This is a genomic window from Bradyrhizobium sp. PUT101 (genome assembly GCF_052043945.1).
Classification (GTDB): Bacteria; Pseudomonadota; Alphaproteobacteria; order Rhizobiales; family Xanthobacteraceae; genus Bradyrhizobium.
Window position 1 is genome coordinate 3,706,800 of record NZ_CP197207.1, and the last position, 24,942, is coordinate 3,731,741.

Sequence of the window (24,942 nt, forward strand, 5' to 3'; positions counted from 1 at the left end):
TGGCGAGGGTTCGGCCGTTCCCGGCTGCGCGCATTGGATGCGGCGCCGGTTTGGGAGTCCGCGCCCTGCAAATCTGAGCCCTGACATGGTTTCCTCGAAGATTTGTTCGGGGTGGCTGCTCGGGGCACAAATTCACCGTATAACTTCGGACTGAGGCGCCATGGCACGATCGACGTGCCCAGGTCGCTTGACCTTCGCCCATATATGTAACATACAAAGTTACATGAAACGCGACTCCCGACTATCCGGCGTGCTCCACGTCCTGCTGCACATGGCGCAGCAGCCTGGGCCGTTCACCTCCGAGACCCTGGCGAAGGCGATGGACACCAACCCGGTGGTGATCCGGCGCATCATGGCGGGCCTGCGCGAGCTCGGTTATGTCCGCTCCGAGAAGGGGCATGGCGGCGGCTGGCGGCTTGCTTGCGATCTTTCGAAGGTGACGCTGCGCGATGTCTATTTTGCACTCGGCAGCCCGTCGCTGCTGGCCATGGGCAACCGGACGGAGGCGCCTGGTTGCCTCGTCGAGCAGGCGGTCAACGCCGCGCTCGACCAGGCCTTCCACGATGCGGAGGCGCTGCTGCTGTCGCGCCTCGGCGAGGTGACGCTGGCGATGCTCGGCGAGGACCTGCGCAAGCGGCTCGGGTCTCGAAAGATCCACGACATGAGCGCGCATCGCGCGTGAATGGCTCCATTCGCAGGACAACATCATGACCGACATTCAAGCCGCATTCTCCGATCCGCAGTTCGTGGCGAGATACACGGAGGGGCCGCGGCGCTTCGTGCCGGGCTATGATGCCATGCAGTCCATGGCGGCGATTTTGCTTGCCGAACGCGTCCCCAGCGATGCGCGGGTGCTCGTCCTCGGCGCCGGCGGCGGCCTGGAGCTAAAGGCCTTTGCGCAAGCGCATCCCGCCTGGAGCTTCGACGGGGTCGATCCCTCCGAGGCGATGCTGGCGCTCGCCGGCCAGACGCTGGGGTCGCTCGCGTCGCGCGCACACCTTCATCAGGGCTATATCGACGATGCCCCGGCAGGACCGTTCGATGGCGCCACCTGCCTGTTGACCCTGCACTTCGTCGACGTCGCGGAACGGCGTCGCATCGCCGCCGAAGTCCGCCGCCGCCTCAAGCCGCGCGCGCCCTTCGTGGTCGCCCATCTGAGCGCTCCTGACGGCGACGAGGAACGCCCGCGGTGGCTGTCGCGGTACTCGGCATTCCTGGCCGCATCCGGCGTCGAGCCGGAGCAGGCCGCGGCCGCACGGGACGCCGTCACCAACCATCTTCAGATTCTCGCGCCCGCGCAGGACGAAGCGGTTTTGCGCGAGGCCGGCTTCTCGGATCCAACGCTGTTCTACACCGGCTTCGCCTTCCGCGGCTGGGTGGCCTACGCCTGAAGTGTCACGGCCTGGTCCACGCGGCCGGGCCTCAATGCAAAGCCGGATGGGCCAGGGCTTCAATCGACTGGTCCGCGACGCAGGCTGTGTCCGTTCTGCCTTCATGCCCGACATGGCCAGTTCACCGGTGCGAGCCGGCAAGGGGGCACGAGCGTACCAGACGCTGGACAAGCAATTGATCCCCTCGATCGGATCTCAGGAGACCAATCGCAATCTCGTGGCGTCGCCGTCTAGAGCGTGATGAGATGAGGCTTGATCGCTGCAACGACGGAGGTGCACTCCTCTCCCGCGCGCGGGAGAGGGTCGGGGAGAGGGTGTATCCCCAACGGGACAATCCCCAAGAGGAGAAAGCCCTCTCCCGGCGCTTCGCGCCGACCTCTCCCGCAAGCGGGAGAGGTGAAGGAGCCGCGGCAATCGATTCAACCTAAAGCCATTCCACTTTAGCGCTGTACGACCGCAGCCAGTTTCTTCACCGGTGGCGGCTTCCACGTGCCGTTGATGATCGAGGGGCTCTTCTCATTCGGCCAGTACAAGCGCATCATCAGCTGGAATTTGCCGGATGGAGCCGGGAGCCAGTTGGATTCCTTGTCTGCTCCCGGCGAGTCCTTCTGGATATAGATGTCGATGGAGCCGTCCGGGTTCGATTTCAGATTCTGCCGGGCGCTGATCGAATAGCGGTTGATCGGGTTGGCCACGAAGAAGTAGTTGCTGTCATACATCGTCAGCGACCAGAAGCCGCGCGCAGGCGGCAATTGTCCATTTGCAAAGCGCAGGACGTACTTGGCGGCTCCGTCATAGGCTTTGCCTTCGCCATCTTTCTGCGAACTGGGATAGACGGCATCTTGCGGCCGGTTCGCGCCGAGACCGACGGCCGTGACGAATGCCCGCATGAAATAGTCGGTCCCGTAGATCCCGGTTTTGGTCGTGTAACCCCACCCGTTGATATCCTTGATCTCCTTGTTGACCTTGAACTGAAGCATGATGCGATCGAAGGCGATTTGCGGGACACGTTTTGCGAAGTCCGCATTGCGCAATCTGCTCGGATCGAACTCCTGTCCGGCGACGAGGCCAATCCGTGCAAACCTGGCGAGCGCGGGGGCATCCGCCGCGGCCGGCGGATTCGCCTTCATGAGCCGCGCCAGGAGTGTGAAATAGGCGATGGTATCCAAGCCATTCACCTGATCGCGCACGGCGGTCTTCATGTCGATGGATCGATCGACCTCGCCGGCTGGCGGCGTATAGGGCCTGCCGTAGCTGCTCAACGGGACCAGCTTGCACTGGTCCTGGACAGCATGGACCGCAGCGTAATCTTCCGGCGTTCCCGTGCAGTAGATCCGTCCGAGTATCCACACGAGGCTGGTCGGCGACTTGTACTCCTTGACGCCCGAGGGAAGCGCCCCCTTCCAGCCCGGCCCGGTGATGGCGTAGGTCTGCGCGCCGGTCCCCGTGGTTCGCTTTCCGGGCGCCTGAAACACGTCGGTCCAGCCGTCCAGCATCGGAAACAGAAAATAGCGGTCCTTCATGTCGGGGATACTGAGGACCCACGGCTCCTTCTCGACGTCGATGAATGCCGTCGTGTAGAGGGTGTCCGCATTGGGCGCGGTCACATCGCGGAACGAAGCGTCGGGATATTGGCGCAACTTGATGAACTGGCCCATCGGCGCGCGATTGCCCACCGGGCTCGCGACATTCGTGATGACTCTTCGCGTATATTCCATGGTCACCAGCGGATAGCCGTAGATGTAGGCATCCTGGGCCACGGCAAACTCTTCCACTCCTTCACCGAAGTCGCGCAAGATGTCGCCGAACTCTGCACGGGCCAATGTACCGAATGATGAGCCTGCAAAGAGACTTAGACCGCCAATGGTCGCCTGGCGACGGGATATCCGCATTGCCTTCCCTCCTCTGCACACAACCTTGACGCTAGGTGCCACAAAGCGCGTGACGCTTGATCTAGATCAAGCCCCCGGCGATGCCGCTCTCAGGACGGAGAACGCCCCAGATGGTGAGGAGAGGACGCCTGAGACGTCACGGCTCCGTCACCGATCAACCGGCACGCCCGGCCCGAGATGATACCGACTCGAAAAGAACACCAGCGGCGTGGAGTCACGATGGTCGCAGCCCGAGACTTCAGCGATGATCAGCGTGTGGTCGCTGACCTCGACGTGCCGTGTGACCTCGCAGGCGAACCAGGCCATGCAGCCGGACAGGCGCGGCAGGCCGTCAACGATGTCGTAATGCGGCGCCACGCCGGTGTTCGGCTGGCTCGCAAAATGCCGCGACAGATCCCGGCCGTGATCCGGCAGGACGTTGACGCAGTAACGTCCCGTCGCCGATATCGCCCGAAGCATACGGCCGGGCATGACGGAAACCAGCACGGTTGGTGGAGAAAGGCTGACGGTGACGAAACTGTTCGCCGTCATGCCACAGACACAACCGTGCTCGTCCAACGCGGTCAGCACGGCGACACCGGTCGCAAAGCGCGACGCGGCCTCGCGGAACGAGGCGGGATTGACGCGCGACATCTCAGTCTCCGCTTCGCATCGACTTCACGCAATCGCCCTGACGGGCTCAGGCGGCGCCGACATGCGTTCGATCCAGGCCTGGATGCGCTGCGGCGTGGAGATGCGGTCCCACTGCCGGTCCGGATAGTTGAAATTCTCCGTGAACTCGTTCGCCAGCGCGGGGGTCTGGCTCATCGCACCGATCAGCATGCCCAGCGCTTCCGTCGGCGGCTGCAGCATCACATTGGTCCAGCGCGAGGCCGCCAGCACGCGGTCCTGCCGCTTCAGATCGATCTTCTCGCAGAGGCGCGAATCGAGCGCATCGGCGTTGACGATCTCCTCGCCGAGCACGAAGGCCGCATAGGAGGCGACATTGGCGCCCTGCCCCATCATGGGATCCACGATCGCATGGACGTCGCCGAGCGCGATCGCGCATTTGCCGTCGTCGAATTCGACCACCGTGCTGCGCACGGTCGGGACCACGCCGCCTTGCAGCAGATCCTGCGGCTGCGCGAGGTCGAAGCGCGCGGTATCGATGCGGTCGTAAGTGGTCGGGTGATGCTTCTCCAGCTTGCCCAGCAATACCTTCAGGAAGTGTTTCGGGTTGTCGTCGTAGCTGAGCGTCGCCAGCTCCTCCATGTCGCCACCCGGGACGTTCTCCATCAGCAACGCATTGGCAATCCCGCCGAACGTAATGGTCGGGATCACGATCATCTCGCCATGCCCGGGAGAGACCGAAAGCGTGACGTTCATGGGGTCGGGCTGCCGCACGCCGGTGTAGAGGCCGACGCACAGCCGCCGCTGCGGCTGCGAATAAGGCGTGTGCTCCGGACGGTAGGTGAAGAGCTGGCCGAGCGGCCCCTTGCCGGTGGAGACGACCAGCAGATCGAAGCGCGAGACCAGCGGACGGATGTCGCGCTCCTCGATCCGGCGATACTCGATCCTGCCGCCGCGCTTGTTGAAATCCTGCATCAGGGCAGGAAGATAGATCCGATAATCGACGGCGCGGCTTGGTTTGGAGAAATCGCCGCGAAATCTCAGCGGCTGCGGGAAATTGAAGACGTGGTCGTGGTAATAATAGTGATCCTTCGGATCGATCCAGTGATTGACGCCGAGATAGTCCTCGCGGGCGATCGTGACGTGGTGATGCGCGACGGTGTTGAGCAGCCGGATGTTGCGGTAGTCCTCGGGCGGCCGGTCGGTGATGACAGTGGCGTCCACGCCATGCTTTTGCAGGTAGAGCGCGAGATGCAGGCCGGCGATGCCGGCGCCGACAATTCCGATATGGCGTGCCATGTGACTCCCTCCCGATTGCTTGTTTTGAGGGAGCCTAGCGGCCCGACATGTTGCGCACTACGGAATATATGGGATATCATTTATTCCGGATTGGAATGAATTATGGACCGGATCGATTGCCTGCGCGCTTTCGTTCGCACCCTCGAAGGCGGCAGCTTCTCGGCGGCGGCCAAGGAGCTCGGCATTGGCCAGCCCGCGATCAGCAAGCGCATCGCGCTGCTGGAGAGCGAGTTCGGCACACAGCTGTTCTCGCGTACGACGCGCACGCTCAAGCCGACGGCCGAGGCGCACCGGATCTACGATCTCGCGCGGCAGATCCTCGACAGTTTCGACATGGCACGGTCGAGCGTCGAGCAGGCGGCGCCCCGCCCGACAGGCACGCTGCGGATCGGCGTGCCGTCGTCGTTCGGACGGCGCTACATGATGCCCGTCATCGCCGAATATGTGCGTCACTATCCGGAGGTTCGGGTCGACATCCGCTTCAGCGAGCGGTTCGTCAATCTGGTGGAGGAAGGCATCGAAATTGCCCTGAGGATCGGTAACCTGGAGGCGAGCACGCTGGTCGCCCGCCGGCTCGGCACCGTGCAGCGCTACCTGGTTGCGACGCCCACCTATCTGCACGGCCGCCCGATGCCGCGGACGCCCGACGATCTCGGCTCGCACCAGTGCATCGTCTATTCCAGGATGTCGCCGGCGCATCAATGGGCCTTCGAATCCGAGCATGGCCGTCACGTCGCGTCCATCAACGGACCCATTCATGTCGACGATGCCGACGCGATGCAGGAGGCGACGATGCATCATCTCGGCATCGCGGTCCTGCCCGACTGGAATGCCGCGGACGGCCTTCGCAGCGGCGAGCTCGAGCATGTGCTGCCCGACTACACGATCGCCGCGCTGCCGCTGCACGCGGTCTATCCGGAGACGCAGTGGATGTCGCCACGCGCGCGAACCTTCCTGGATCTCCTCGTGGAGCGCGCCGAACATTTCGCAATGTCCTAACCGCAGAGCACCGGCATCCGTGCAGATGGTTGACGCCGTCCCGTGCGTCATTAAATGACGCCCATGAAAAAGATCGGATTCCTCTCCTTCGGGCACTGGACGCCCTCGCCGCAATCGCAGACCCGCTCCGCCGGCGATACGCTGCTGCAATCGATCGAGCTTGCCGTTGCGGCGGAACAGCTCGGCGCAGACGGCGCCTATTTCCGCGTCCATCACTTTGCGCGGCAGCTGGCCTCGCCCTTCCCGCTGCTTGCGGCCGTCGGCGCCAGGACCAGCAGGATCGAGATCGGCACGGCCGTGATCGACATGCGCTACGAGAACCCGCTCTACATGGTGGAGGACGCAGGCAGCGCCGATCTCATCGCCGGCGGCCGGCTCCAGCTCGGCATCAGCCGCGGCTCGCCGGAGCAGGTGATCGACGGCTGGCGCTATTTCGGCTATCAGCCGGCCGAAGGCCAGAGCGATGCCGACATGGGCCGGCGCCATGCGGAGGTCTTTCTCGACCTGCTCCGCGGCGACGGTTTTGCCGAGCCCAATCCGCAGCCGATGTTTCCGAACCCGCCGGGGCTGTTGCGTCTCGAGCCGCATGCGCAGGGCCTGCGCGAACGCATCTGGTGGGGCGCCGGCTCCAACGCGACCGCGGTGTGGGCGGCGAAGCTCGGCATGAACCTACAGAGCTCGACGCTGAAGAGCGACGAGACCGGCGAAGCCTTCCATGTGCAACAGGCCGCGCAGATCCGAAGCTTTCGCGCGGCATGGAAGGAGGCGGGCCACAGCCGCGAGCCGCGCGTGTCCGTCAGCCGCAGTATCTTCGCACTGATGAACGATCGCGACCGCGCCTATTTCGGCGGAGAGCGCGGCGGCGAAGACCAGATCGGCTTCATCGATCCGCAGACCCGGGCCATCTTCGGCCGCTCCTATGCCGCCGAGCCGGATGTGCTGATCGAGCAACTCCGCCAGGACGAGGCCATCGCCGAGGCCGATACCTTGCTGCTGACGATCCCGAACCAGCTTGGCGTCGCCTATTGCGCGCATGCGATCGAGGCGATCCTGACGCACGTGGCGCCGGCGTTGGGGTGGCGGTGACATGGACCGGCGCGGCACGACCAGAAGTCGCGATTGACTTCGTGCACCACCCCCGCCAATGATCCCTTGGGGACTGTTGGACTGAATCAGGGGGTTGGGATGGGCTTGCGTCTGGGGATCTTCGTTGCGGCTTTCTTGCTTGCGGGGTGTGCATCAGGGCCGATGGGCAGCGCGGCTCTGACAGATAACGTCAATGCAAACACCGCACGGCTGGTGGTCTATCGCTCATCCGCCCTGGGCTTCGCAGTCCAGCCAAGCTATGCGGTCGATGGACGCGTCATTGGCGGCAGCCAGGCCGCGGGGTTCGTCGCCTGCGAGCTGCCTCCGGGCCGCCACGAGGTTGCAGTCAACAATCTTCCGCTGAGCAGCAACCTGTTCGGGCAAGGAAGTGAGAAGGTGAGCCTCGATCTGCGTGCCGGCAGCACCACCTACCTCTCCGCCCAACCGCAGATGGGAATCGTCACCCCCGGTGCAATCACGTTGATCCAGGTCACGGAGAGCCAGGGCCGTACCGACGTCGCCAGCTTGCATCAGAGCAACAGCTCATGTGGCAAGGCTTGATCTGAGGCGCTTTGCGGTTTCCTGAGGAGCCCGCCTAAGCGGGCGTCTCGAATGGCCGCACGAGACTGCTCTCAAATTTGGTTTGCCAGCCTTCACCCCCTCTTCGTCCCCGTTATGACCGCCAGCGCCTCGACGAGACGGTCGAGGTCGGCCTCGTCAGTGTAGAGGGCGGGCGTCACGCGGATGCACTGGCCCTTGGCAATGCCGGCCCGGCGCACCGTCAGGATCTTGTGGCCGTCCCTGAGCTTCGCCACCGTCGCGTCGTTGTCGGCCCTGCTGGTCTTGCCGGCGAGGCGGAAGGACGTGATCGCGCCATATGAGCCGACTTCGTCGGGCGTCAGAATCTCGATGTCCTTGAATCCGCGGACGCGGCTCACCCAGTAGTCGCGCAAATAGCGCAGGCGGGCCTGCTTGGCCGCCGCGCCGATCTGCTGATGCAGCGCCACGGCCGTGGGCACCGTCAGCACCGTGGCGAAATTGACCGTGCCGGTATGCACCCGCGAGCGGATGTCGCTCTCCGGAAAATCCTCGTCGCCCATGTCGCGATCGATGGCCGCGAGGCGGTCCTTCCTGATGTAGAGGAAGCCCACGCCGACCGGCGCGCCAATCCACTTGTGCAGATTGAACCCGACGAAATCGGCCTCGAGCTCGCTCACCCGGAAGTCGATCTGTCCCCAGGAATGGGCGGCGTCGACGATGACGTCGATGCCCTTGGCCTTCGCCATGCGGGCGATCTCGGCGACCGGCATGACGAAGCCGGTGCGGTGGCCGACATGGGTCAGGAGGAGAAGTCTCGTCCTCGGGTTCGCCTCGATGGCGCGGGCATAGGCGTCGAGCACCGCCTGGCGGGTGGCGGGCTCCGGCACATCGAACTTGACCACGTCGACGCCGCGGCGCGCCTTCAGCGCGTTCATCGCATACTGCATCGAATCGTAGTCGAGGTCGGCATAGAGCACGCCGTCGCCGGGCTTCAGCCTGTTGTAGCCGCCGATGAGGAGCTGAAGCGCTTCGGTCGCGCCGCGGGTGAGCGCGATTTCCTCGGGCGCCGCGCCGACCGCCTCCGCCACCTTGGCGCGGACGGCCTCGAAATCCGTACCCGCGCGCAGCCGCGCGTAATAGGTGTTCTGATAGTTGACCATGTCGGACTGGCGGATGAACTCGCGCCTCACGGGCTCGGCCATGATGCCCCAATAGCCGTTCTCGAGATTGACGACATCAGGCGTGACGGCATAGAGCCCCTTCACAGCCGCCCAATAGGCCTTGTCGGTGGCGACAGCGACCGCCGAACCGGTCGGCTGCGCCGGAAGGCTTTCAGCCGCCATCGCCGGTGCCGCAAGCGGCGCCACGGCTGCTGCCGCGATGCCCTTGAGGACCAGCCGGCGGCCGGCCGAAATCGTCTCGATCAGTTGCATGTCAGCTCTCCCCAGAGCGTTCTCGAGCGACGTGACGTCCGGCTCGCGTCAAGAGAACGCGTCAAGCAACAATCCAGAGCTCCGTTCCGATGTCATCGGAACCGAAGAGGCTCTGGCGCGCCGGGAAAAAAGCAACGGACGATGCAGCCAAGATGACCGGAGCATGACAATGCGATGATCGCCAAGCCAATGCCGGGCGGCTCCGCGTTGGGCCGCTCGCAGGCGAGCCCCACATCGATCGGCGGGATCGCCGGCCCGGATCGGGTAAGGCAGGTTGCGGATGTCGTGCAGCAGGTCCTGCTCATCAGAGCGACAGCAGCATCACCGCCGCTGCGTCGTCGTCGTCAAACCGCAAGACCCAATGCGCCGCCCTCGGGCTGAGGCGCCACTGAACCGGCGGGCACATGATTGACGACGAGGCCGGTCGGCACCGCCGCATGTTTTGACAGCGCCGCGGTCACCCTGCGCATCGCGGCCGAACCGAGCTCGCCGGCGCGCGCCACCAGGACGATCAGGTCCGCATGCGAGGCCAGGGCGATGGCGTCGGGCTGCAAGGCGAGATTGCCGGCGTGGACGATGATCAGGTCGAACTCCGAACGAATGTCGTCCTCGGGCCTCGCATCGGGCTTTCGGCCGGCGCTCAGCAGCTCCTCGATCGATTGAAGGCCCGCCGTGGTCGAACCGTCGTGCCATTCCGTCACCGGCGGCTGGTGACTTGCGAATTCCGGCTGGAGCCGGATCAGCACGCTCATCATGCCCCGATTCACGGCAGCGCGATTGAGGGAGCGTGCAACCGTGTTGCCGCCGGCGCTCTTGCCGACCGACAACACCAGCGCGACCTTGCAGCCGCGCACCGGCACACGGTCGATGCGTTCGAGCAGCGGCCGCAGATGGGGGCCGACATCGAGCTCGGCCGAAGTGGTGACGGGCTTTTGCCAGACGGTGCTGGCCCCGGCTCCGGACGCCAGCTCGGGGATACGGGCCCAGACGACAAGGCTGGGCATCGGCTCGGGCCGAGGCACGGCGGCGGGCGGCGGCGGGACTTGCCGGCTAGGGGCCTCCTCCGCGTCCACAGATGCTGGCGCCTGAACGGACGCGGGCTCGTCGGCGGACACGCTCGTCATCACCGCAACGGCGCCTGTTGACGTCAACAGCGAGCCGATCGCCAGCGCCGCAAGCAGCAAGGCGAGCGGCGGACGCGTCGAGCGGACCGGCGGAATGGCGATCGAGGCGACCTTGGTCTGGGATGCCTGCAGCTGACGCTGCTCGTTGGTGGTCTTGAACCGCGACAGGAACTGCTCGTAGATGTTCCTGTTGGCGTCGGCGTCGCGCTGCAGCTCCTGCAGCTTCACCAATGCCTGGCCATCGACCAGTATCTTCGTCTCGACCGCCTTGAGCTGCTTCTCCAGCGCGTTCTGCTGCTCGCGCTGGGCCTCATATTCGGATTTGGCCGTGTCGATGTTCTTCTTCCGCTCGATCTCGATCTGCCGGTTGATGTCGGCGAGCTGGCTGTAGGAGATCGCGAGGTCGGGATGGCGATCGCCATACACCGCCTTCTTCTGCGCGATCTGGTCATTCAAGGCCGAGCGCTGCGCGCGCAGCATGCTCAGCAGATCCTGCTTCACCGGCCCTTCGACATTGGCCTTGAGGTCGCGTTGCACCTGCTCGTAGCGCGCCTTGGCCTCCTCGGTGCGCGCGCGGGCGGCGGAGACCTGTTGGGACAAATCGGTCACCCGCAATTGCTGCGTGGTGGATTCCTTGCCCGCATTGACGATGTTGTGCTCGAGCCGGAAGGCGGCGACGGCATCTTCCGACGTGCGCAGGCGTTCGTTCAGCGTCTTCAGCCGGTCCTTGAGCCAGTCGGCGGCCTCGTCGGTTGCCTCGGTGCGCACGCGGCCTTGGCTGGCAACGAATGCCTCGGCGATCGCATTGGCGTAGTAAGCGGCCCGTTCGGGCCGGTTCGAGGTGAAGGAGATCGCAATGACGTAGGTGAGCCCGCGCCGGGTGATTTCGAGGCGCTTGCGGAATCTTTCGAGCAGGCGCGTCATGTCGGTATGACCGCCGGCGATGTCCTCGTCGTCCGCGATCTTGAGCTGCTCGATCAGGGGGCGGAGAAAACCGTCGGATTTTGCGATCTCGATCTGGCTCTGGAGCGCTGCGGCATCCTGGCCGATGCCCGGCAGCACCTCCTGATCCGAGGTCACGCGCAGCTCGCGGGGATCGAGCACGACCAGGGCCGTCGCGGCGTAGCGGACCGGAAGAACCACCAGGACGACGATGCCGAGGGCGAACAGCGCCGCGGCCAGCGTCAGAATACGCCGGCCGTTCTCTCGCAGAAAGGAGAGTGTACCGAAGACGGTCAGCGATCCCTTGATCGGGGCCGACCCGGTACCGTCAGGCCTCACCTTCGCAGCCCGCGGCGCTTCCCACGAAGCCGCTTGCTCCGTCGGGGCGATGCTTCGCGGAGATGCGCGGCTACCGAACGCCATGGGGTTGGACTCGAAATCAACTGACAGTCATAGCTCAGAGGCTTGCTGCACCGTAAATATCCATGGTTAACCGGCGGTTACGGCGCGCGGCGCGAAGTCATCGCGGCACGCGGCTCGGCCATGCCGGCGGCAGCGGCGCCTTGGTGCTTGGCAGGAGATCGGATTGCGCGAGGGCCGCGGCAAGCGGCGAGGCCGCAACCCCCTCACCCCGGATCGCACCGATTCGATCACGATTCATCCCGTCCGGGACGAAACTTGCGACCTGGACGCAGCGCTCAGCTGATGTTCAGAAGGATCCGTCCCGATGTGCCGCTGCGCATCAAGTCCAGCGCGTCGTTGATGTCATCGAGCGCGAACTCGTCAGTCACGATGCCGCGGTAGCTCACCTTGCCGGCGTCGCTCAGGCGAACCAGACGCGGGATATCGCGCGCGGGCTGGCATTGCCCGCCCTCCGAGCCCTTCAGCACCTTCTCGAAGTGCAGCGGAAGCGTATAGATCTCGGCCTTCTCGCGGGGTACGCCGACGAGGATGCAGCGGCCTTTCTTCGCCGTGATCTCGTAGGCGAGCTCGATCAAGTTCTTGACGCCGGTGGTCTCGACGACCTTGTCGGGTCCGTCGGCCCCCGTGATGGAGCGAACCTCGGCGGCCACATCCTTCACCGCCTCGGAGTTGATGGCGTGGGTGGCGCCGAAATCCCTCGCCATCGCCAGCTTGTTGTCGAGGCGGTCGATCGCAATGACCGGCCAGGCGCCGACCATCGCGGCAAATTGCACGATGTTCAATCCGACGCCGCCGACGCCGAACACCACGACAGCTTCGCCGATGGCGATCTGCGCATCGTTGTTGACGACGCCGAGCGCGGTCGTCACCGCGCAGCCGAGCAGCGGCGCGCTGGTGCGATCGATCGAGGCGGGAACGGGCGTGACGCGATTCTCCGAGACCACGGCATATTCATTGAAGGTGGTGACCCAGCCCGCATTGAGCCGCTTGCCGCGCCAGGAATAGACCGGCGTATTGGACTGGATGCCCTTGCCCGGCCGCCAGTGCATGACGACGGTGTCGCCCTGTTTGCAGGAGACGACGCCGGGGCCGGTTTCGACGATGGTTGCCAGCGCCTCGTGCCCCAACAGATGCGGCAGGAACTTGTCGACGCCCTTGACGGCGTCGATCTCGTTGATCTGCGCGCCGCAGATGCTCGAGGTGTGCACATGCGCAAGCACCTGGCCGTGCTCGAGCGTATCAGGCAGGGTGAACTCGTCGACGACCAGCGGCTTGCCGGATTCGACGAGGATTGCCGCCTTGGCAGTCTTGATATCCATCAGCAGCGCCCGGTCACTCGAAATAGATGAATTCGTAATCGCCGGTGTAGCCGAGCTTGCCGTACAGCCAGATCCATTCCGACGTATGCAGGATGGACTCCGCCGTCAGCGCCCAGCATTCGAGGTTGTGCATTTCGGCGACGTTCCGGTAGCCCTCGACCATGAGGTACTTGTTCTTCCCGACCCGCTCGATCTCCTTGACCGCCGCCTCGAGCTCATACAGCCTGAGATTGTGCAAGGTGCCGAGCGAGATGACGAGATCGAAACTGTCGTCGCCATAGGGATAGACGTCCTGGGCGCGATAGTTGAAGAGGTACGGCTTCACCTGCTCGTGCGCATGTGCGAGACCGTGCTTGGAGATGTCGAAGCCGACGACCTTCAAGCCGGGCAGGATCTTCTGCATCTCGTAGAGCAGAAAGCCCTTGCCGCAGCCGACGTCGAGCACGCTGGACCCATCCTTCAGGCCATAGGTCTCGATCAGCGCCTTGGCGACCGGCGCCCAGCGCCCCTCGATGAAGCGATAGCCGCCATAGCCGAAGCGGCGGTCGCCATCCCAATAATCGGCCTCGTATTCCCGCGCTTTCAGCGAGCAGGCGATCTTGTCGTCGTTCATGCGGGCCATGTAGTCGCGCTTGGTCGCCGTATGCAGCGGCGTCACAATATTCAGTAGTCGTCCCATCGAGCCCTCTGATTCCATCACGCGCGGAGATTGTCTTGTACTGGCCTGGGGAGCCTTGCGCCGTGAACTGCGACTCGCCCTAGCATTTGGCCCGAGCGCCATCATTGTTTCAGATCAATGACCAGCGAATCGTGCCGCGGCGGTGTCACCGATCCGCCGCCGAACACGGAGACGCTACGGCACATCGAGGCGACCGGCACCAAGTTCCCGGCGCGACCGACGGAAAACATGACATAGATGCGCATGCAACCAGAATGCGAACATCGCGTTCATGCTGGAGAGAAGGATTGCCGATCTCGTACGCAAGATCATTTGTCGTTGCCGCAAGGGAATCCACCATGGCGACCAAACCGACCATCGCCCGCATCTGGCGCGGCAGGACCCGCCGCGACCTCGCTGACGCCTACCAAGCCTATCTGCAGGCTGAGGGCATTCCGCCGCTGTTGAAGACCGCACTCGGCGTGCAGCAGTTGCGTCGCGAGGACCGTGCTGAGGAGACCTGGTTCACGACCATCTCCTATTGGCCGGACATCGAGGCCATGACGGCTTTCACCAAGGGCGAGCCGACCAAGGTCCATCATCTCGCGCGCGATGCGGAATTCCTGATCGAGCTGCCGGAACGCATCGAGATCCACCGCATTCTGATCGATGAACAGGGCCTGCGGTGAAGGGCTGAGCTCCATATTGTTCCGCCTGCATCCTTAAGACCAACCATTTTGCCCCGCGCTGAAGGAACGGAGCGGGCAACCCGCCGTTGCTCCGGCATCCTCAACAACATGGAGCGCGACATGACAATGTGTAGAACTTTCGCCGTCCTCGCGGCCGCTGGAGCGATGCTCTCGGCGGCTGCTTCGCCGGCGCTCGCGGCGCCGCTGCCGATCGGCAATCCCGGTCCCGACTCAGGCGTGCAGCAGGTGCAGTACCGGCATGGGTACGGACATAGGTACGGACATGGGCATGGTTACGGCCACAGGCACCATTACGGCACCGGCGCAGCCGTACTCGGCGGCCTCGCAGCGGGCGCGATCATCGGCGGCGCAATCGCCAACAGCCAGGCTCAATCCAATGCCGCCTCCTACTGTGCGCAGCGCTTTCGATCCTACGATCCCGGCTCGGGAACCTATCTGGGCCGCGACGGTCTGCGCCACCCTTGCCCGTGACGCGCGCATGAGCTTGCGGCAGCCTCATTGCACAGCGAGAGGCTGCCCGAGCTCGAGGGCAATTCCAACGGGCGACCAGCGCATCTTGATTCGACGGTCCGCGACGGTATACGTTCCCACCATGATGTTCATGTCCACATTCTTCCCGCTGATCTGAACGGCAGAAAGTCGTTCCGGCGCATCTGCGCCGATCAGATCAAACCGGCTGCGCTTGATGCGGTAGCCGAGCGGAGAATGTGCAATGCCCAAGACCGAGCAGGTTGGCCTGACGCCCCGTCAGGTCCAGAACTTCATCGACCACGGTTTCGTCAAGATCGAGGATGCCTTCAGCACCCGGCTTGCAAAGCAATGCAGGGACGAGCTGTGGGCGGATATTGGCCTGTCGCCGGACCAACCCGAAAACTGGACTCAACCCGTTGTCCGGGTGGGCTCCAAGGCTTCGCCCCCATTCATTGAAGCCGCGAATGCGCCGCCCCTGCACAGAGCCTACGATCAACTCGTGGGCGAAGGGCGCTGGCTTGCGCCCAGGGGCCTCGGGACCTTTCCGATCCGCTTCCCCTCAGCGGAATCCCCTGGTGATGATGGCTGGCACGTGGACATGAGCTTTGGCACCACCGATCCGGATTTCATGGAGTGGCGTGCCAATGTGAAGAGCAGCGGACGCGCATTGCTGATGCTCTTCCTGTTCTCGGATGTTGGCCCGGACGATGCACCCACGAGGATCCGGAAAGGCTCGCATGCTGCCATCGCGCGGGAGCTGCTGCCCCATGGCGACGCAGGCGCGACGCTGCGGCAGCTCTCTGCCGAGAACTACGCCTCGACGGCGGCTTGCGAGGTTGAACTGGCGACCGGCACGGCAGGCAGCGTCTATCTGTGCCATCCGTTCCTGGTTCATGCCGCGCAACCACATCGCGGGAAACGGCCGCGCTTCATGGCACAGCCTCCGCTGCTGCCGAAGGGCGAGTTCGATCCGGTGTTGCCGCCTTCGCCGGTTCAGATCGCGATCCGGCAGGCTTGCGGGCTCACGGACTAGTCGGACGAGATACGGGACCGCCGAGCGGTCCCGTATTGCCGGATCCTGCCAAGTCCGCAATGGAGTCCCAACTCGAAAGACACTCGAGCCCTCTTTGCGATGAGGCCTCCCAGCTTTGCGATGAGGCCTCCCAGCCAATTTGGTGAACATGAGCGTGCCGGCCATGCAAGTGGCGCGTCGGCGCAAGCCGAAAGAGCATGCGCGGACTTCAGCCGAGAGGACTTCTAGTCCATCGTTTGGCTACACGCTTTTATTCCGTCACGACGGTTGCGTTGATCATCGACTGGTTGTTGATCGCAGTGCAAACGCGCGAGACAGGTTCAGCCCATCCCGAATATCTGATTTTTTGCAGGAATGGCTTGTCTATTGCGGATCCAATCCGCTTACCGTCATCGGAAACCCGGAAAAGTCGACTATCCCCCTCGATGGAGAATTGTTGGCCCGCATTCGGCCCGGCATTCAGCACTCCTTTGAATGTGCCAGGCTTGATATTCATGCGATAGGCGTGATCGCCCTCGCGCGTATAGGTGAAGGAATAGGAGATAGTCCCCGCACTCACTGCCGTTCCGTGAGGATTGGGTGGCGGAACAATGGTCACGAACGTCTGCTTCGCCTCGCCCGTCCCGTCACCACGGTAGATGACGCGGCCTTCGGTGGTGAGTTGGCTGAGGGTCGTCTCACCGATAGGAATCGTGAGATTGCCGTTAGCGTCCTGCTTGAAGCCACCCGGGGCGACGAGGCAGACCTGAGTCCCAACGACATGATAGGTACCTTTGAGATTCTCAGCAGCGGATACGGGTCCTACAACATTGGATGCTGCGACAATTGCGAGGCTGAACAATACAACGCGCATTAGCCCTCTCCTCGATTGATAAATCTATGGTTGAGTATGACACTAACCAGGCCGCTCGCATTGACCTAGGTCAAATAAATGGCTGGCCAAGGCGGCCTCGCCACAAGGACACAGTCTCTCATCAAGCCAAACGGAGTACGGGCAACCAAGCATTTGACGGAATGAAAACTGCTGCCACCACGGGCGTCGCAGGCAACCTCCGCCTGGCAGATCGCGCGGGCAGGCGACGCGGCTGGAAGCGGCGAAGGGAGATAACAGGAGCGCGGCGCATGAATCTGAACGCAGAGCGTAGCTTTGCGCAGGGGCGTCTATGACAGCCCAGCCTGAAGAACCGACGGTGTTCTCGTGAGCGGCGACGCAGAGGCCGCCTCGAAGATGGGCGCGTCGGCACCTGAGGGCTTTATCGCTAGCAAGAGGATTGTTCTTATCTCGCTAAGAAGCCGCAGCACGCACTCTGCGCCGGCCAGTCCATCCGCGCCCATGGACGCGATTTCCACGATGACCGGCTGCAGCTCATGGAGCGACGGTGAGGCCCGGGCCGGGTCAGCGCAGAGCTGTCGTCACCGCCCCTGATATTCGGCCCAGCAGTCTGCCGTCTCATAGACCCGGATCGCCGATAGCTGCCGAAGGCTCGGCCGCAATCGATCCCAGATCCAGACCGAGATGTTCTCGGCGGTTGGATTCTCGAGTCCTTCGACCTCGTTCAGGCATTGGTGGTCCAGCGTGCCCATGATGTCGGCGAAGCATTTTTCGATATCGAAGAAGTCCGCAACGAAGCCGGTGTGCGGATCCACCGGACCATCCAGCTGGACCTCGACCCGATAGGAATGACCATGCAGCCGGCTGCACCGGTGAGTCTCGGGCACGTTTGGCAGCCGATGCGCCGCCTCGAACTTGAACGCCTGCGATATCCTCATCCAGCTCCTCACACGGCGTGGCCATCCGGTCTCGGCCCGGTCTGGCGACCAGATGCTGCCTTGCCTGACCTGCGTCGAAGAATGGCGCGCCCGGAACGATTCGAACGTCCGACCCTCAGATTCGTAGTCTGATGCTCTATCCAGCTGAGCTACGGGCGCATTTTCGCAAACAGCGTTAGCGGGCATGACCCGCGACGCAGCTCCCGGAGGACCGGGAGGGGTGCGAAAGAGCGCTCTGACTAACCGCTCTTGTCCCGATTGGCAAGATCTGCCTCGACGGTATTTTGGGGCATTTCCGCACCTCTGATCGTCATTCCGGGCGCGACGAAGTCGCGAGCCCGGAATCCATAACCACCAACGGGGGTTATGGATTCCGGGCCCGACCCTTCGGGTCGTCCCGGAATGACGGAAGGAATGGAGATCGCCCCGCTCGTTCACTCGGCCGCCGGCCGACTACGCCCTGGCCCGTTCGTTGCGGATGGAGAGCAGTTCCACGGGGCGATCGGGGATGACGATCCGGAAGGTGGCGCCGATGGTGCCTTCGACCAGGTGGATGTCGCCGCCATGGGCGCGGACCAGCTCGGCGGCGATGGCGAGGCCAAGGCCGCTGCCGCCGGGGCGGCCGGAGGTCTGGAAGGCCTCGAACAGGTGCTCCCGGGTCTTCTGGGGAACGCCGGGGCCGGTGTCGGAGACCTCGATAATGGCGACGGAGCCTTCACGCTTTCCGGTGATCCGGATCTGCTGCACCCGGCCCTCACCCGACGCGTGGCTTTCGAGCGCCTGGGCGGCGTTGCGGACGAGGTTGAGCAAGACGCGGAACAGCTGGTCGGGATCGGCATCGACCGCAAGCCCGCGCTCGACCGCGGCAACCCAGGCGATCGAGGCATCGTTGGCGAGCCCTGCGGTCTCGCGCACCTCCATCACGACCGGCTCGATCAGGATCATGCGGCGGTCGGGCGCGGCCTCCTGGGCGCGGCCGTAGGACAATGTCGACTGGCAGAAGGCGATGGCGCGCTCGAGCGAACGCACGAGCTTGGGCGCAAAGCGCTGCACCCGCGGATCCGGCACGCTGGCGAGCTGGTCCGACAAGAGCTGGGCCGAGGCGAGCAGATTGCGCAGATCGTGATTGATCTTGGAGACAGCGAGGCCGAGGGCGGCGAGCCGGCTCTTCTGATGCAGCATCGACATCAGGTCGCGCTGCATGTCCGACAATTCGCGCTCGGCCACCCCGATCTCATCGCTGCGCTGGCTCGGCACGATGATCCCGGCCGAACTCTCGGGATTCTCATGGAAGCCGACCAGGCTCGCGGTCAGCCGCCGCATCGGCCGCACGAAGAGATAATGGAGGGCGAGATAGACGAGGCCCGCGGTCAGCACCGCGATGATCAGCGCGACCACCACGAGGTTCCGGGAGAAGCGGTACATCTGCTGCCGCAGCGGCAGCTCGTCGGTGACGATCTCGATGAACTGGGCATTGCCGACCCCGGGACCGACGATGCGGATGGCCTGGTTGCCGGTCTCCAGCATCATCCGGAACGAGCCGGTGATCGCCTCCCAGGCCGTCATGTCGCGCAGGTCGATGTCATGCTCGATGGCGGACGGGATGTTGTCGCTGGCGAGCAGCCGGCGCTGCTGGCCCATCTTGATGGCGACGGCGCGGGCATTGATGCTTTTCAGGATCTGGCGCGACAACGAATCGGGAACCATGCCGAGCGGCGCGGCATCCAGCACCAGCGCCGCCGTGTTGGCCGCCGCAACGCGGTCGTTCAGCCGGTTGACCCAGAAGTTGGCGATGGCGGGCACGTAGAGCAGCACGGCTGCGATCATCACCAGAGGAATGGTAAGCAGCAGCAGCTTGCCAGACAGCCCGAGCCCGCGCGACCCGCGGGGCCGCATCGCCGGCTGGTCCGGCTGATCCATATCCTGGATCGGCTGGCGATCTGTGGCTACCACGAAATTCGCCCCTGTTGGCCTTGGCTGATGGAGGATGCGGCCCGCCCGGAGACCGGTCAAATTACGGATCGCTAATCTGCCAGGGTGGGATGTAAGCGCTGATATCGCGAGTCGCCACCTCAAGGGTTAAAAACCCCGCACAAACAGCGATATTCACCGGAATCGCGCGCTTGTGCGGCGTTGACGAAAAGAAGGCGCTCGCTTATAAGCCGCGCAAATTGTCCGCGATGACCCGGTGCGACACCGGGAGCGGCTCTCTTGGGGCCGGAAAAGGCCCATTTTGGGCCGCATCTTCCGGACTTTACCATCAATTCTACAGGCAAATTGCCCGGTCAGCGGAGAAAAACCCGTGAAGCGGACTTATCAACCCAGCAAACTGGTGCGCAAGCGCCGTCACGGCTTCCGCGCCCGCCTCGCCACTGCCGGCGGCCGCAAGGTCCTCGCCGCCCGCCGCGCCCGCGGCCGCAAGCGTCTGAGCGCCTGAGCCGGACCCCCTTTTTGGGATTTCATCATGGATCGGCTGAGGCAGCGGGCGGATTTCCTCGCCGTTGCCAATGGCGCGCGGGTGAATAGTCCCGCGTTCGTCCTGCAAAGCCGTCGCCGCGATGATTTCGGCCCGATCCGGATCGGCTTCACCGTCACCAAAAAGAACGGCAACGCCCCCGAGCGCAATCGCATCCGGCGCCGGCTTCGCGAATTGGTGAAGCGGCTCGATCCGGTGTCGATGCAGCCTCATCATGATTATGTGCTGGTCGGACGAAGGGACGCGCTCTCGCGCGACTTCGCCAGCATGCTCGACGATCTGCGCATAGCGTTCACGAAGCCCGCGCGGCATACGGCCAAAGCGCGCGGCCAGAGGCCCGGCCCCGCTCCCGCTGCCAGCCGCAAACCGGATTGATGACGAGACATTCGAGATGACCGATAATCGCAATACCATCCTCGCCGTCATTCTGTCCGGCCTGGTGCTGATCGCCTGGCAGTATTTCTACAACATGCCGCAGATGGAGAAGCAGCGCGCCCAGCAGCAGGCGCAGACCGATCTCCAGAAGACCACGCCGCAGCCGGCCGCCTCCGCGACACCCGGTGCCGCGCCTCAGCCGGGCACCGCGACCCAGCCGGCAACGCCGGGCGCGAGCCAGCAGGGCCAGCCGGTCGTCGCCCGCGATGCCGCAATCGCAGCCAGCCCGCGCGTGAAGATCGAGACGCCGCGGATCGCCGGCAGCATCTCGCTGAAGGGCGGCCGCATCGACGACATCGCGCTGGTGCAATTCCGCGAAACGGTCGATCCGAAGTCGCCGCCGATCATCCTCTATTCGCCCTCGGGCACGGCGGAGCCCTACTACGCCGAATTCGGCTGGGTGGCGGCGACGGGCGTAACGGCGAAGATGCCCGATGCCCAGACCGTCTGGCAGCAGGACGGCAGCGGCAGCCTGACCCCGTCGACGCCGGTGGTGCTGAAATGGGACAATGGCGAGGGCCTCACCTTCCGCCGCACCATTGCGATCGACGACCATTATCTCTTCACCATCAAGGACGAGGTGAGCAATGTCGGCAATGCGCCGGTCACGCTCTATCCGTTCGCGCTGATCTCGCGCCACGGCGCGCCGCAGGTCTCGGGCTACTACATCCTGCATGAAGGCCTGATCGGCTATCTCGGCGACCACGGCTTGCAGGAATATGCCTACAAGAAGATCGACGAAGCCAAGGCGGTGAACTTCAAGACCACCAATGGCTGGCTCGGCATCACCGACAAGTACTGGGCCTCGGCGCTGCTGCCGGATACCAATGCCCAGCTTCAGGCGCGCTTCTCGTCGAACCCGGTCGGCAACGTCCACACCTACCAGACCGACTATCTGCTCGATCCCGTCACCGTCGCGATCGGCGGCACCGCGACCGCGAACGCGCGGCTGTTCGCCGGCGCCAAGGAAGCCGGCGTCGTCGGCGTGTTCCCGTTCGCCGGCCTCGGCGGCTACAACAAGGAGCTCGGCCTCAACCATTTCGACCTGTTGATCGACTGGGGCTGGTTCTACTTCCTCACCAAGCCGATGTTCCTCGGCCTCGACTTCTTCTTCCGTTTCTTCGGCAATTTCGGCATCTCGATCCTGCTCGTGACCGTGATCGTGAAGCTGCTGTTCTTCCCGCTGGCGAACAAGTCCTACGCCTCGATGGCGAAGATGAAGTCGATCCAGCCGCAGCTTCTGGCGCTGAAGGAGCGCTATCCCGACGACAAGGTGAAGCAGCAGCAGGAGATGATGGAGATCTACCGCAAGGAGAAGATCAATCCGGTCGCCGGCTGTCTTCCCGTGCTGATCCAGATCCCCGTGTTCTTCTCGCTCTACAAGGTGCTGTTCGTCACCATCGAGATGCGGCACGCGCCTTTCTACGGCTGGATCAAGGACCTCTCCGCGCCGGATCCGACCAATTTGTTCAACCTGTTCGGGCTGATCCCGTTCGATCCGACCACGATCCCGGTGTTCGGCCATTACCTCGCGCTGGGCATCTGGCCGATCATCATGGGCATCACGATGTGGTTCCAGATGAAGCTGAACCCGACGCCGCCGGATCCGACGCAGCAGCTCATCTTCAACTGGATGCCGCTGATCTTCACCTTCATGTTGGCGGGCTTCCCGGCGGGCCTCGTGATCTACTGGGCCTGGAACAATCTGCTCTCGGTGATCCAGCAGAGCTACATCATGCGCCGCAACGGCGTGAAGGTGGAGCTGTTCGACAATCTCAAGGCGACGTTCGCGCGGAAGGCGACGTAGCTTCACGCGAGCGTTCCCGGTCATGCGGGCGCAAATGGCCTCCACATCGTCATGCCCGGGCTTGTCCCGGGCATCCACGTTTTGGAGGGTGCCATGCGGACGGACGTGGATGGCCGGGACAAGCCCGGCCATGACGCGAGGATAGACTTTCATATGACAGACAAGTCAGACGACAAGCTGATCGAAGCCGGGCGAAAGCTGTTTGCCCGCGACTGGCAGTTCATCTGGGCCTCGCCCTCGATCGCCACGCTGCCGCCGATGGCGGGGCTGGAGATCGCCTTTGCCGGCCGCTCCAATGTCGGCAAGTCCAGCCTGATCAACGCGCTGACGGGGCGCAACGGCCTGGCGCGCACCTCGCATACGCCGGGCCGCACCCAGGAGCTGATCTTCTTCGAGGTGCCCGGGAAAAGCGACCTGCGCCTCGTCGACATGCCCGGCTACGGCTATGCCAAGGCGCCGAAGAGCCAGGTCGCGTCCTGGACCGAGCTGATCCACAAATTCCTGCTCGGCCGCGCCTCGCTGGCGCGCGTCTACGTGCTGATCGACGCGCGGCACGGCCTCAAGGACGTCGACCTCGAAGTGCTCAAGACGCTCGACCGTTCCGCCGTCAGCTACCAGATCGTGCTGACCAAGGCCGACCAGGTGAAGGCGGCCGAGCTGCAAGCGCGCATCGCCGAGACCGAGGCCGCGGTGGCCAAGCATCCGGCCGCGTTTCCGACCGTGCTCGCGACGTCGTCACGCAGCTCGACCGGCATGGAGAGCCTGCGCGCCGCGATGGCGAAGCTCCTGGAAGAGCGGGCCTCGTGATGCCTATGTACCGCCTGCTGCTTGGGCTTGCCGGCTTGATGGGCGCGGCCGGCGTCGCGCTGGCCGCCGCCTCCGCCCATGGTGCCGATGCAAGCCGGCTGGCATCGGCAAGCGCGATGCTGCTGTTTCATGCAACTGCCATACTTGCGACTGTCGCATTGCTCACGCGCGGCCTTCTGCACGGCGGAATTGGACTGCTGGCGGCCTTCGGCTTCGTGATCGGCGCCGCGCTGTTCGCGGGCGATCTCACCTTGCGGCAATATGCCGGTCACTCGCTGTTTCCGTATGCGGCGCCGACCGGTGGAATGGTGATGATTGCGAGCTGGCTGGCGGTGAGTGTGGCCGCGGTGGTGGCGCGGAAGTAACGCTTCATCTTGCCCCTGGAGGGCAATCGCATATGAGGAAACGTGGCGGGAAACTCGCCTGCGGCCATCCTTCGAGACGCCCGCCTCCGGCGGGCCCTCAGGATGGGGCGGAGTGTGCAGCAGCAGTTTCAAAGGACACCGCTTGAGCGGAGCCTCATCCTGAGGAGACCGCAAAGCGGTCGTCTCGAAGGACGAGGCGCTTGCTCAGGCCCGTCCGAAAAGTCATATGCGATAGCCCTGCCCGCAAGCGGGGAGGGTAAGAAAGAACACCACACTTTGCGCCTTGCCCGCCAATCGGATAGAACGCGGCCCAACCGACCCGCCAGCGAGACCGCGACATGACCGACATCTCTCCGCTCGACCAGGCCCGCATCCTGTCCGAAGCGCTGCCGCACATGCAGCAGTATGACGAGGAAACCATCGTCATCAAATATGGCGGCCATGCCATGGGCGACGAGGAGACCGCGAAGAACTTTGCCCGCGACATCGTGCTGCTCGAGCAGACCGCGATCAATCCGGTGGTGGTGCATGGCGGCGGGCCGCAGATCGCGACCATGCTCAAGCGGCTCGGCATCACCTCGGAATTCGCCGCCGGCCTGCGCATCACCGATGCTGCGACGATCGAGATCGTCGAGATGGTGCTGGCCGGCTCCGTCAACAAGCAGATCGTCGGCTACATCAACGAAGCCGGCGGCAAGGCCGTCGGGCTGTCAGGCAAGGACGGCAACATGGTCACCGCGTCGAAGGCGACGCGTACCATGGTCGATCCGGATTCGCATATCGAGAAGGTGATCGATCTCGGCTTCGTCGGCGAGCCCGAGAAGGTGGATCTCACACTCCTGAACCAGCTGATCGGCTACGAGCTGATCCCGGTGCTGGCGCCGCTCGCGACCTCGAAGGACGGCCATACCTTCAACGTCAACGCGGACACTTTTGCCGGTGCCGTCGCGGGCGCGCTGAAGGCCAAGCGCCTCCTGCTGCTCACCGACGTGCCCGGCGTGCTGGACAAGTCGAAGAAGCTGATCCCGCAGCTCTCGGTCAAGGATGCGCGGAAACTGATCGCCGACGGCACCATTTCGGGAGGCATGATCCCGAAGGTCGAGACCTGCATCTACGCGCTGGAGCAGGGCGTGCAGGGCGTCGTCATCATCGACGGCAAGATGCCACACGCGGTGCTGCTCGAGCTCTTCACCAACCAGGGCACGGGCACGCTGATCCACAAGTGAGAGACGAGCGGCGAAGAAACGAGGGCTTCATGCCCGGGCAAAAGCGCGAAGCGCGTCTTCACTCAGATGTCCCGGGCATCCACGTTCTTTCTTTGCGGAAACAAGCCCTGGATGGCCGGGTCAAGCC

Annotated in this window: 25 protein-coding genes and 1 tRNA gene; 14 read left to right on the forward strand and 12 right to left on the reverse strand. The window is 64.0% G+C overall.

Annotated features, from left to right (window positions below):
• The first annotated feature begins 223 nt into the window (after positions 1-223).
• Together ACSHT2_RS18100 and ACSHT2_RS18105 are read left to right on the forward strand one after the other, a co-directional pair.
• A complete protein-coding gene (locus ACSHT2_RS18100) occupies positions 224-682 on the forward strand; it encodes an Rrf2 family transcriptional regulator (RefSeq protein ID WP_440642749.1) in 459 nt (152 codons plus the stop codon).
• A 25-nt stretch (positions 683-707) separates the two neighbouring features.
• The gene (locus ACSHT2_RS18105) at positions 708-1,391 is read left to right on the forward strand and encodes a class I SAM-dependent methyltransferase (RefSeq protein ID WP_440642750.1); all 684 of its coding nucleotides are present in this window, start codon (positions 708-710) and stop codon (positions 1,389-1,391) included.
• Positions 1,392-1,831: 440 nt separating this feature from the next.
• Here the strand turns inward: ACSHT2_RS18105 and ACSHT2_RS18110 are convergent, their stop codons facing one another.
• The 3 genes from ACSHT2_RS18110 to styA all read right to left on the reverse strand — a co-directional run bounded on the left by ACSHT2_RS18110 (position 1,832) and on the right by styA (position 5,191).
• Complete coding sequence (locus tag ACSHT2_RS18110) at positions 1,832-3,283, reverse strand: DUF1254 domain-containing protein (protein WP_440642751.1); 1,452 nt, start codon at positions 3,281-3,283, stop codon at positions 1,832-1,834.
• Between the two features lie 147 nt (positions 3,284-3,430).
• Positions 3,431-3,916, reverse strand: a complete 486-nt coding sequence (styB, locus tag ACSHT2_RS18115) for a styrene monooxygenase NADH-dependent flavin reductase subunit StyB (RefSeq protein ID WP_440642752.1) — start codon at positions 3,914-3,916, stop codon at positions 3,431-3,433.
• 24 nt (positions 3,917-3,940) lie between these two features.
• Complete coding sequence (gene styA, locus ACSHT2_RS18120; protein ID WP_440642753.1) at positions 3,941-5,191, reverse strand: styrene monooxygenase subunit StyA; 1,251 nt, start codon at positions 5,189-5,191, stop codon at positions 3,941-3,943.
• A 102-nt stretch (positions 5,192-5,293) separates the two neighbouring features.
• Here styA and ACSHT2_RS18125 point away from each other — a divergent pair, with 102 nt between their 5' ends.
• The 3 genes from ACSHT2_RS18125 (at position 5,294) to ACSHT2_RS18135 (ending at position 7,837) form a co-directional block, all read left to right on the forward strand.
• The gene (locus ACSHT2_RS18125) at positions 5,294-6,190 is read left to right on the forward strand and encodes a LysR substrate-binding domain-containing protein (protein WP_440642754.1); all 897 of its coding nucleotides are present in this window, start codon (positions 5,294-5,296) and stop codon (positions 6,188-6,190) included.
• A gap of 63 nt (positions 6,191-6,253) precedes the next feature.
• The gene (locus tag ACSHT2_RS18130) at positions 6,254-7,276 is read left to right on the forward strand and encodes an LLM class flavin-dependent oxidoreductase (protein WP_440642755.1); all 1,023 of its coding nucleotides are present in this window, start codon (positions 6,254-6,256) and stop codon (positions 7,274-7,276) included.
• A gap of 99 nt (positions 7,277-7,375) precedes the next feature.
• Complete coding sequence (locus tag ACSHT2_RS18135) at positions 7,376-7,837, forward strand: DUF2846 domain-containing protein (protein ID WP_440642756.1); 462 nt, start codon at positions 7,376-7,378, stop codon at positions 7,835-7,837.
• Between the two features lie 92 nt (positions 7,838-7,929).
• Here ACSHT2_RS18135 and ACSHT2_RS18140 read toward each other — a convergent pair whose 3' ends face one another.
• The 5 genes from ACSHT2_RS18140 to ACSHT2_RS18160 all read right to left on the reverse strand — a co-directional run bounded on the left by ACSHT2_RS18140 (position 7,930) and on the right by ACSHT2_RS18160 (position 13,981).
• On the reverse strand, positions 7,930-9,249 hold the full coding sequence (locus ACSHT2_RS18140; protein WP_440642757.1) for an aminotransferase class V-fold PLP-dependent enzyme: 1,320 nt from the start codon (positions 9,247-9,249) through the stop codon (positions 7,930-7,932).
• A 344-nt stretch (positions 9,250-9,593) separates the two neighbouring features.
• The gene (locus ACSHT2_RS18145) at positions 9,594-11,738 is read right to left on the reverse strand and encodes a GumC family protein (protein ID WP_440642758.1); all 2,145 of its coding nucleotides are present in this window, start codon (positions 11,736-11,738) and stop codon (positions 9,594-9,596) included.
• A gap of 275 nt (positions 11,739-12,013) precedes the next feature.
• Complete coding sequence (locus tag ACSHT2_RS18150; protein WP_440642759.1) at positions 12,014-13,057, reverse strand: zinc-binding dehydrogenase; 1,044 nt, start codon at positions 13,055-13,057, stop codon at positions 12,014-12,016.
• Between the two features lie 13 nt (positions 13,058-13,070).
• On the reverse strand, positions 13,071-13,736 hold the full coding sequence (locus tag ACSHT2_RS18155) for a class I SAM-dependent methyltransferase (protein ID WP_319338277.1): 666 nt from the start codon (positions 13,734-13,736) through the stop codon (positions 13,071-13,073).
• 101 nt (positions 13,737-13,837) lie between these two features.
• On the reverse strand, positions 13,838-13,981 hold the full coding sequence (locus tag ACSHT2_RS18160) for a hypothetical protein (RefSeq protein WP_440642760.1): 144 nt from the start codon (positions 13,979-13,981) through the stop codon (positions 13,838-13,840).
• A gap of 93 nt (positions 13,982-14,074) precedes the next feature.
• Between ACSHT2_RS18160 and ACSHT2_RS18165 the strand changes: the two genes are divergently transcribed.
• The 3 genes from ACSHT2_RS18165 to ACSHT2_RS18175 all read left to right on the forward strand — a co-directional run bounded on the left by ACSHT2_RS18165 (position 14,075) and on the right by ACSHT2_RS18175 (position 15,929).
• Complete coding sequence (locus ACSHT2_RS18165; RefSeq protein ID WP_440642761.1) at positions 14,075-14,404, forward strand: hypothetical protein; 330 nt, start codon at positions 14,075-14,077, stop codon at positions 14,402-14,404.
• Positions 14,405-14,524: 120 nt separating this feature from the next.
• Positions 14,525-14,896: a BA14K family protein gene (locus ACSHT2_RS18170; RefSeq protein WP_440642762.1), complete on the forward strand. Its 372-nt coding sequence runs from the start codon at positions 14,525-14,527 to the stop codon at positions 14,894-14,896.
• Between the two features lie 241 nt (positions 14,897-15,137).
• Complete coding sequence (locus ACSHT2_RS18175) at positions 15,138-15,929, forward strand: phytanoyl-CoA dioxygenase family protein (protein ID WP_440642763.1); 792 nt, start codon at positions 15,138-15,140, stop codon at positions 15,927-15,929.
• 250 nt (positions 15,930-16,179) lie between these two features.
• Here ACSHT2_RS18175 and ACSHT2_RS18180 read toward each other — a convergent pair whose 3' ends face one another.
• The 4 genes from ACSHT2_RS18180 to ACSHT2_RS18195 all read right to left on the reverse strand — a co-directional run bounded on the left by ACSHT2_RS18180 (position 16,180) and on the right by ACSHT2_RS18195 (position 19,619).
• Entirely contained in the window at positions 16,180-16,782 is a 603-nt protein-coding gene (locus ACSHT2_RS18180; protein WP_440642764.1) for a hypothetical protein, read from the reverse strand.
• Between the two features lie 560 nt (positions 16,783-17,342).
• On the reverse strand, positions 17,343-17,699 hold the full coding sequence (gene queD, locus ACSHT2_RS18185) for a 6-carboxytetrahydropterin synthase QueD (RefSeq protein ID WP_440642765.1): 357 nt from the start codon (positions 17,697-17,699) through the stop codon (positions 17,343-17,345).
• Between the two features lie 82 nt (positions 17,700-17,781).
• Positions 17,782-17,858 (reverse strand) — tRNA-Arg (locus ACSHT2_RS18190).
• A 294-nt stretch (positions 17,859-18,152) separates the two neighbouring features.
• Positions 18,153-19,619 (reverse strand): ATP-binding protein, encoded by a 1,467-nt coding sequence (locus ACSHT2_RS18195; protein WP_440642869.1) that lies wholly within the window; start codon positions 19,617-19,619, stop codon positions 18,153-18,155.
• A gap of 382 nt (positions 19,620-20,001) precedes the next feature.
• On the opposite strand from ACSHT2_RS18195, the gene rpmH reads away from it, so the two are divergent.
• From rpmH to argB, 6 genes are all read left to right on the forward strand, one after another.
• Positions 20,002-20,136, forward strand: coding sequence for a 50S ribosomal protein L34 (gene rpmH / locus ACSHT2_RS18200; RefSeq protein WP_008542748.1), 135 nt, complete (start codon positions 20,002-20,004; stop codon positions 20,134-20,136).
• A 27-nt stretch (positions 20,137-20,163) separates the two neighbouring features.
• Positions 20,164-20,550 carry a ribonuclease P protein component gene (gene rnpA / locus ACSHT2_RS18205; RefSeq protein WP_319326542.1) on the forward strand — a complete coding sequence of 129 codons (387 nt, stop codon included), beginning with the start codon at positions 20,164-20,166 and terminating at the stop codon, positions 20,548-20,550.
• 16 nt (positions 20,551-20,566) lie between these two features.
• On the forward strand, positions 20,567-22,417 hold the full coding sequence (gene yidC / locus ACSHT2_RS18210; RefSeq protein WP_440635522.1) for a membrane protein insertase YidC: 1,851 nt from the start codon (positions 20,567-20,569) through the stop codon (positions 22,415-22,417).
• Between the two features lie 153 nt (positions 22,418-22,570).
• Positions 22,571-23,224: a ribosome biogenesis GTP-binding protein YihA/YsxC gene (gene yihA / locus ACSHT2_RS18215; RefSeq protein ID WP_440635523.1), complete on the forward strand. Its 654-nt coding sequence runs from the start codon at positions 22,571-22,573 to the stop codon at positions 23,222-23,224.
• Positions 23,224-23,589, forward strand: coding sequence for a DUF423 domain-containing protein (locus ACSHT2_RS18220; RefSeq protein ID WP_440635525.1), 366 nt, complete (start codon positions 23,224-23,226; stop codon positions 23,587-23,589). Before yihA ends, ACSHT2_RS18220 begins: the two co-directional genes overlap by 1 nt.
• Positions 23,590-23,927: 338 nt before the next feature.
• Entirely contained in the window at positions 23,928-24,815 is an 888-nt protein-coding gene (gene argB, locus ACSHT2_RS18225; protein WP_440635526.1) for an acetylglutamate kinase, read from the forward strand.
• Positions 24,816-24,942 lie beyond the last annotated feature (127 nt).

What these genes read in the sequence shown, in the direction of transcription:
- ACSHT2_RS18100 (WP_440642749.1), top strand. Translation starts at nt 224, where the DNA reads ATGAAACGCGACTCCCGACTATCCGGCGTGCTCCACGTCCTGCTGCAC.
- ACSHT2_RS18105 (WP_440642750.1), top strand. Translation starts at nt 708, where the DNA reads ATGACCGACATTCAAGCCGCATTCTCCGATCCGCAGTTCGTGGCGAGA.
- ACSHT2_RS18110 (WP_440642751.1), bottom strand. Translation starts at nt 3,283, where the DNA reads ATGCGGATATCCCGTCGCCAGGCGACCATTGGCGGTCTAAGTCTCTTT.
- styB (WP_440642752.1), bottom strand. Translation starts at nt 3,916, where the DNA reads ATGTCGCGCGTCAATCCCGCCTCGTTCCGCGAGGCCGCGTCGCGCTTT.
- styA (WP_440642753.1), bottom strand. Translation starts at nt 5,191, where the DNA reads ATGGCACGCCATATCGGAATTGTCGGCGCCGGCATCGCCGGCCTGCAT.
- ACSHT2_RS18125 (WP_440642754.1), top strand. Translation starts at nt 5,294, where the DNA reads ATGGACCGGATCGATTGCCTGCGCGCTTTCGTTCGCACCCTCGAAGGC.
- ACSHT2_RS18130 (WP_440642755.1), top strand. Translation starts at nt 6,254, where the DNA reads ATGAAAAAGATCGGATTCCTCTCCTTCGGGCACTGGACGCCCTCGCCG.
- ACSHT2_RS18135 (WP_440642756.1), top strand. Translation starts at nt 7,376, where the DNA reads ATGGGCTTGCGTCTGGGGATCTTCGTTGCGGCTTTCTTGCTTGCGGGG.
- ACSHT2_RS18140 (WP_440642757.1), bottom strand. Translation starts at nt 9,249, where the DNA reads ATGCAACTGATCGAGACGATTTCGGCCGGCCGCCGGCTGGTCCTCAAG.
- ACSHT2_RS18145 (WP_440642758.1), bottom strand. Translation starts at nt 11,738, where the DNA reads ATGGCGTTCGGTAGCCGCGCATCTCCGCGAAGCATCGCCCCGACGGAG.
- ACSHT2_RS18150 (WP_440642759.1), bottom strand. Translation starts at nt 13,057, where the DNA reads ATGGATATCAAGACTGCCAAGGCGGCAATCCTCGTCGAATCCGGCAAG.
- ACSHT2_RS18155 (WP_319338277.1), bottom strand. Translation starts at nt 13,736, where the DNA reads ATGGGACGACTACTGAATATTGTGACGCCGCTGCATACGGCGACCAAG.
- ACSHT2_RS18160 (WP_440642760.1), bottom strand. Translation starts at nt 13,981, where the DNA reads ATGCGCATCTATGTCATGTTTTCCGTCGGTCGCGCCGGGAACTTGGTG.
- ACSHT2_RS18165 (WP_440642761.1), top strand. Translation starts at nt 14,075, where the DNA reads ATGGCGACCAAACCGACCATCGCCCGCATCTGGCGCGGCAGGACCCGC.
- ACSHT2_RS18170 (WP_440642762.1), top strand. Translation starts at nt 14,525, where the DNA reads ATGACAATGTGTAGAACTTTCGCCGTCCTCGCGGCCGCTGGAGCGATG.
- ACSHT2_RS18175 (WP_440642763.1), top strand. Translation starts at nt 15,138, where the DNA reads ATGCCCAAGACCGAGCAGGTTGGCCTGACGCCCCGTCAGGTCCAGAAC.
- ACSHT2_RS18180 (WP_440642764.1), bottom strand. Translation starts at nt 16,782, where the DNA reads ATGCGCGTTGTATTGTTCAGCCTCGCAATTGTCGCAGCATCCAATGTT.
- queD (WP_440642765.1), bottom strand. Translation starts at nt 17,699, where the DNA reads ATGAGGATATCGCAGGCGTTCAAGTTCGAGGCGGCGCATCGGCTGCCA.
- ACSHT2_RS18195 (WP_440642869.1), bottom strand. Translation starts at nt 19,619, where the DNA reads ATGGATCAGCCGGACCAGCCGGCGATGCGGCCCCGCGGGTCGCGCGGG.
- rnpA (WP_319326542.1), top strand. Translation starts at nt 20,164, where the DNA reads ATGGATCGGCTGAGGCAGCGGGCGGATTTCCTCGCCGTTGCCAATGGC.
- yidC (WP_440635522.1), top strand. Translation starts at nt 20,567, where the DNA reads ATGACCGATAATCGCAATACCATCCTCGCCGTCATTCTGTCCGGCCTG.
- yihA (WP_440635523.1), top strand. Translation starts at nt 22,571, where the DNA reads ATGACAGACAAGTCAGACGACAAGCTGATCGAAGCCGGGCGAAAGCTG.
- ACSHT2_RS18220 (WP_440635525.1), top strand. Translation starts at nt 23,224, where the DNA reads ATGCCTATGTACCGCCTGCTGCTTGGGCTTGCCGGCTTGATGGGCGCG.
- argB (WP_440635526.1), top strand. Translation starts at nt 23,928, where the DNA reads ATGACCGACATCTCTCCGCTCGACCAGGCCCGCATCCTGTCCGAAGCG.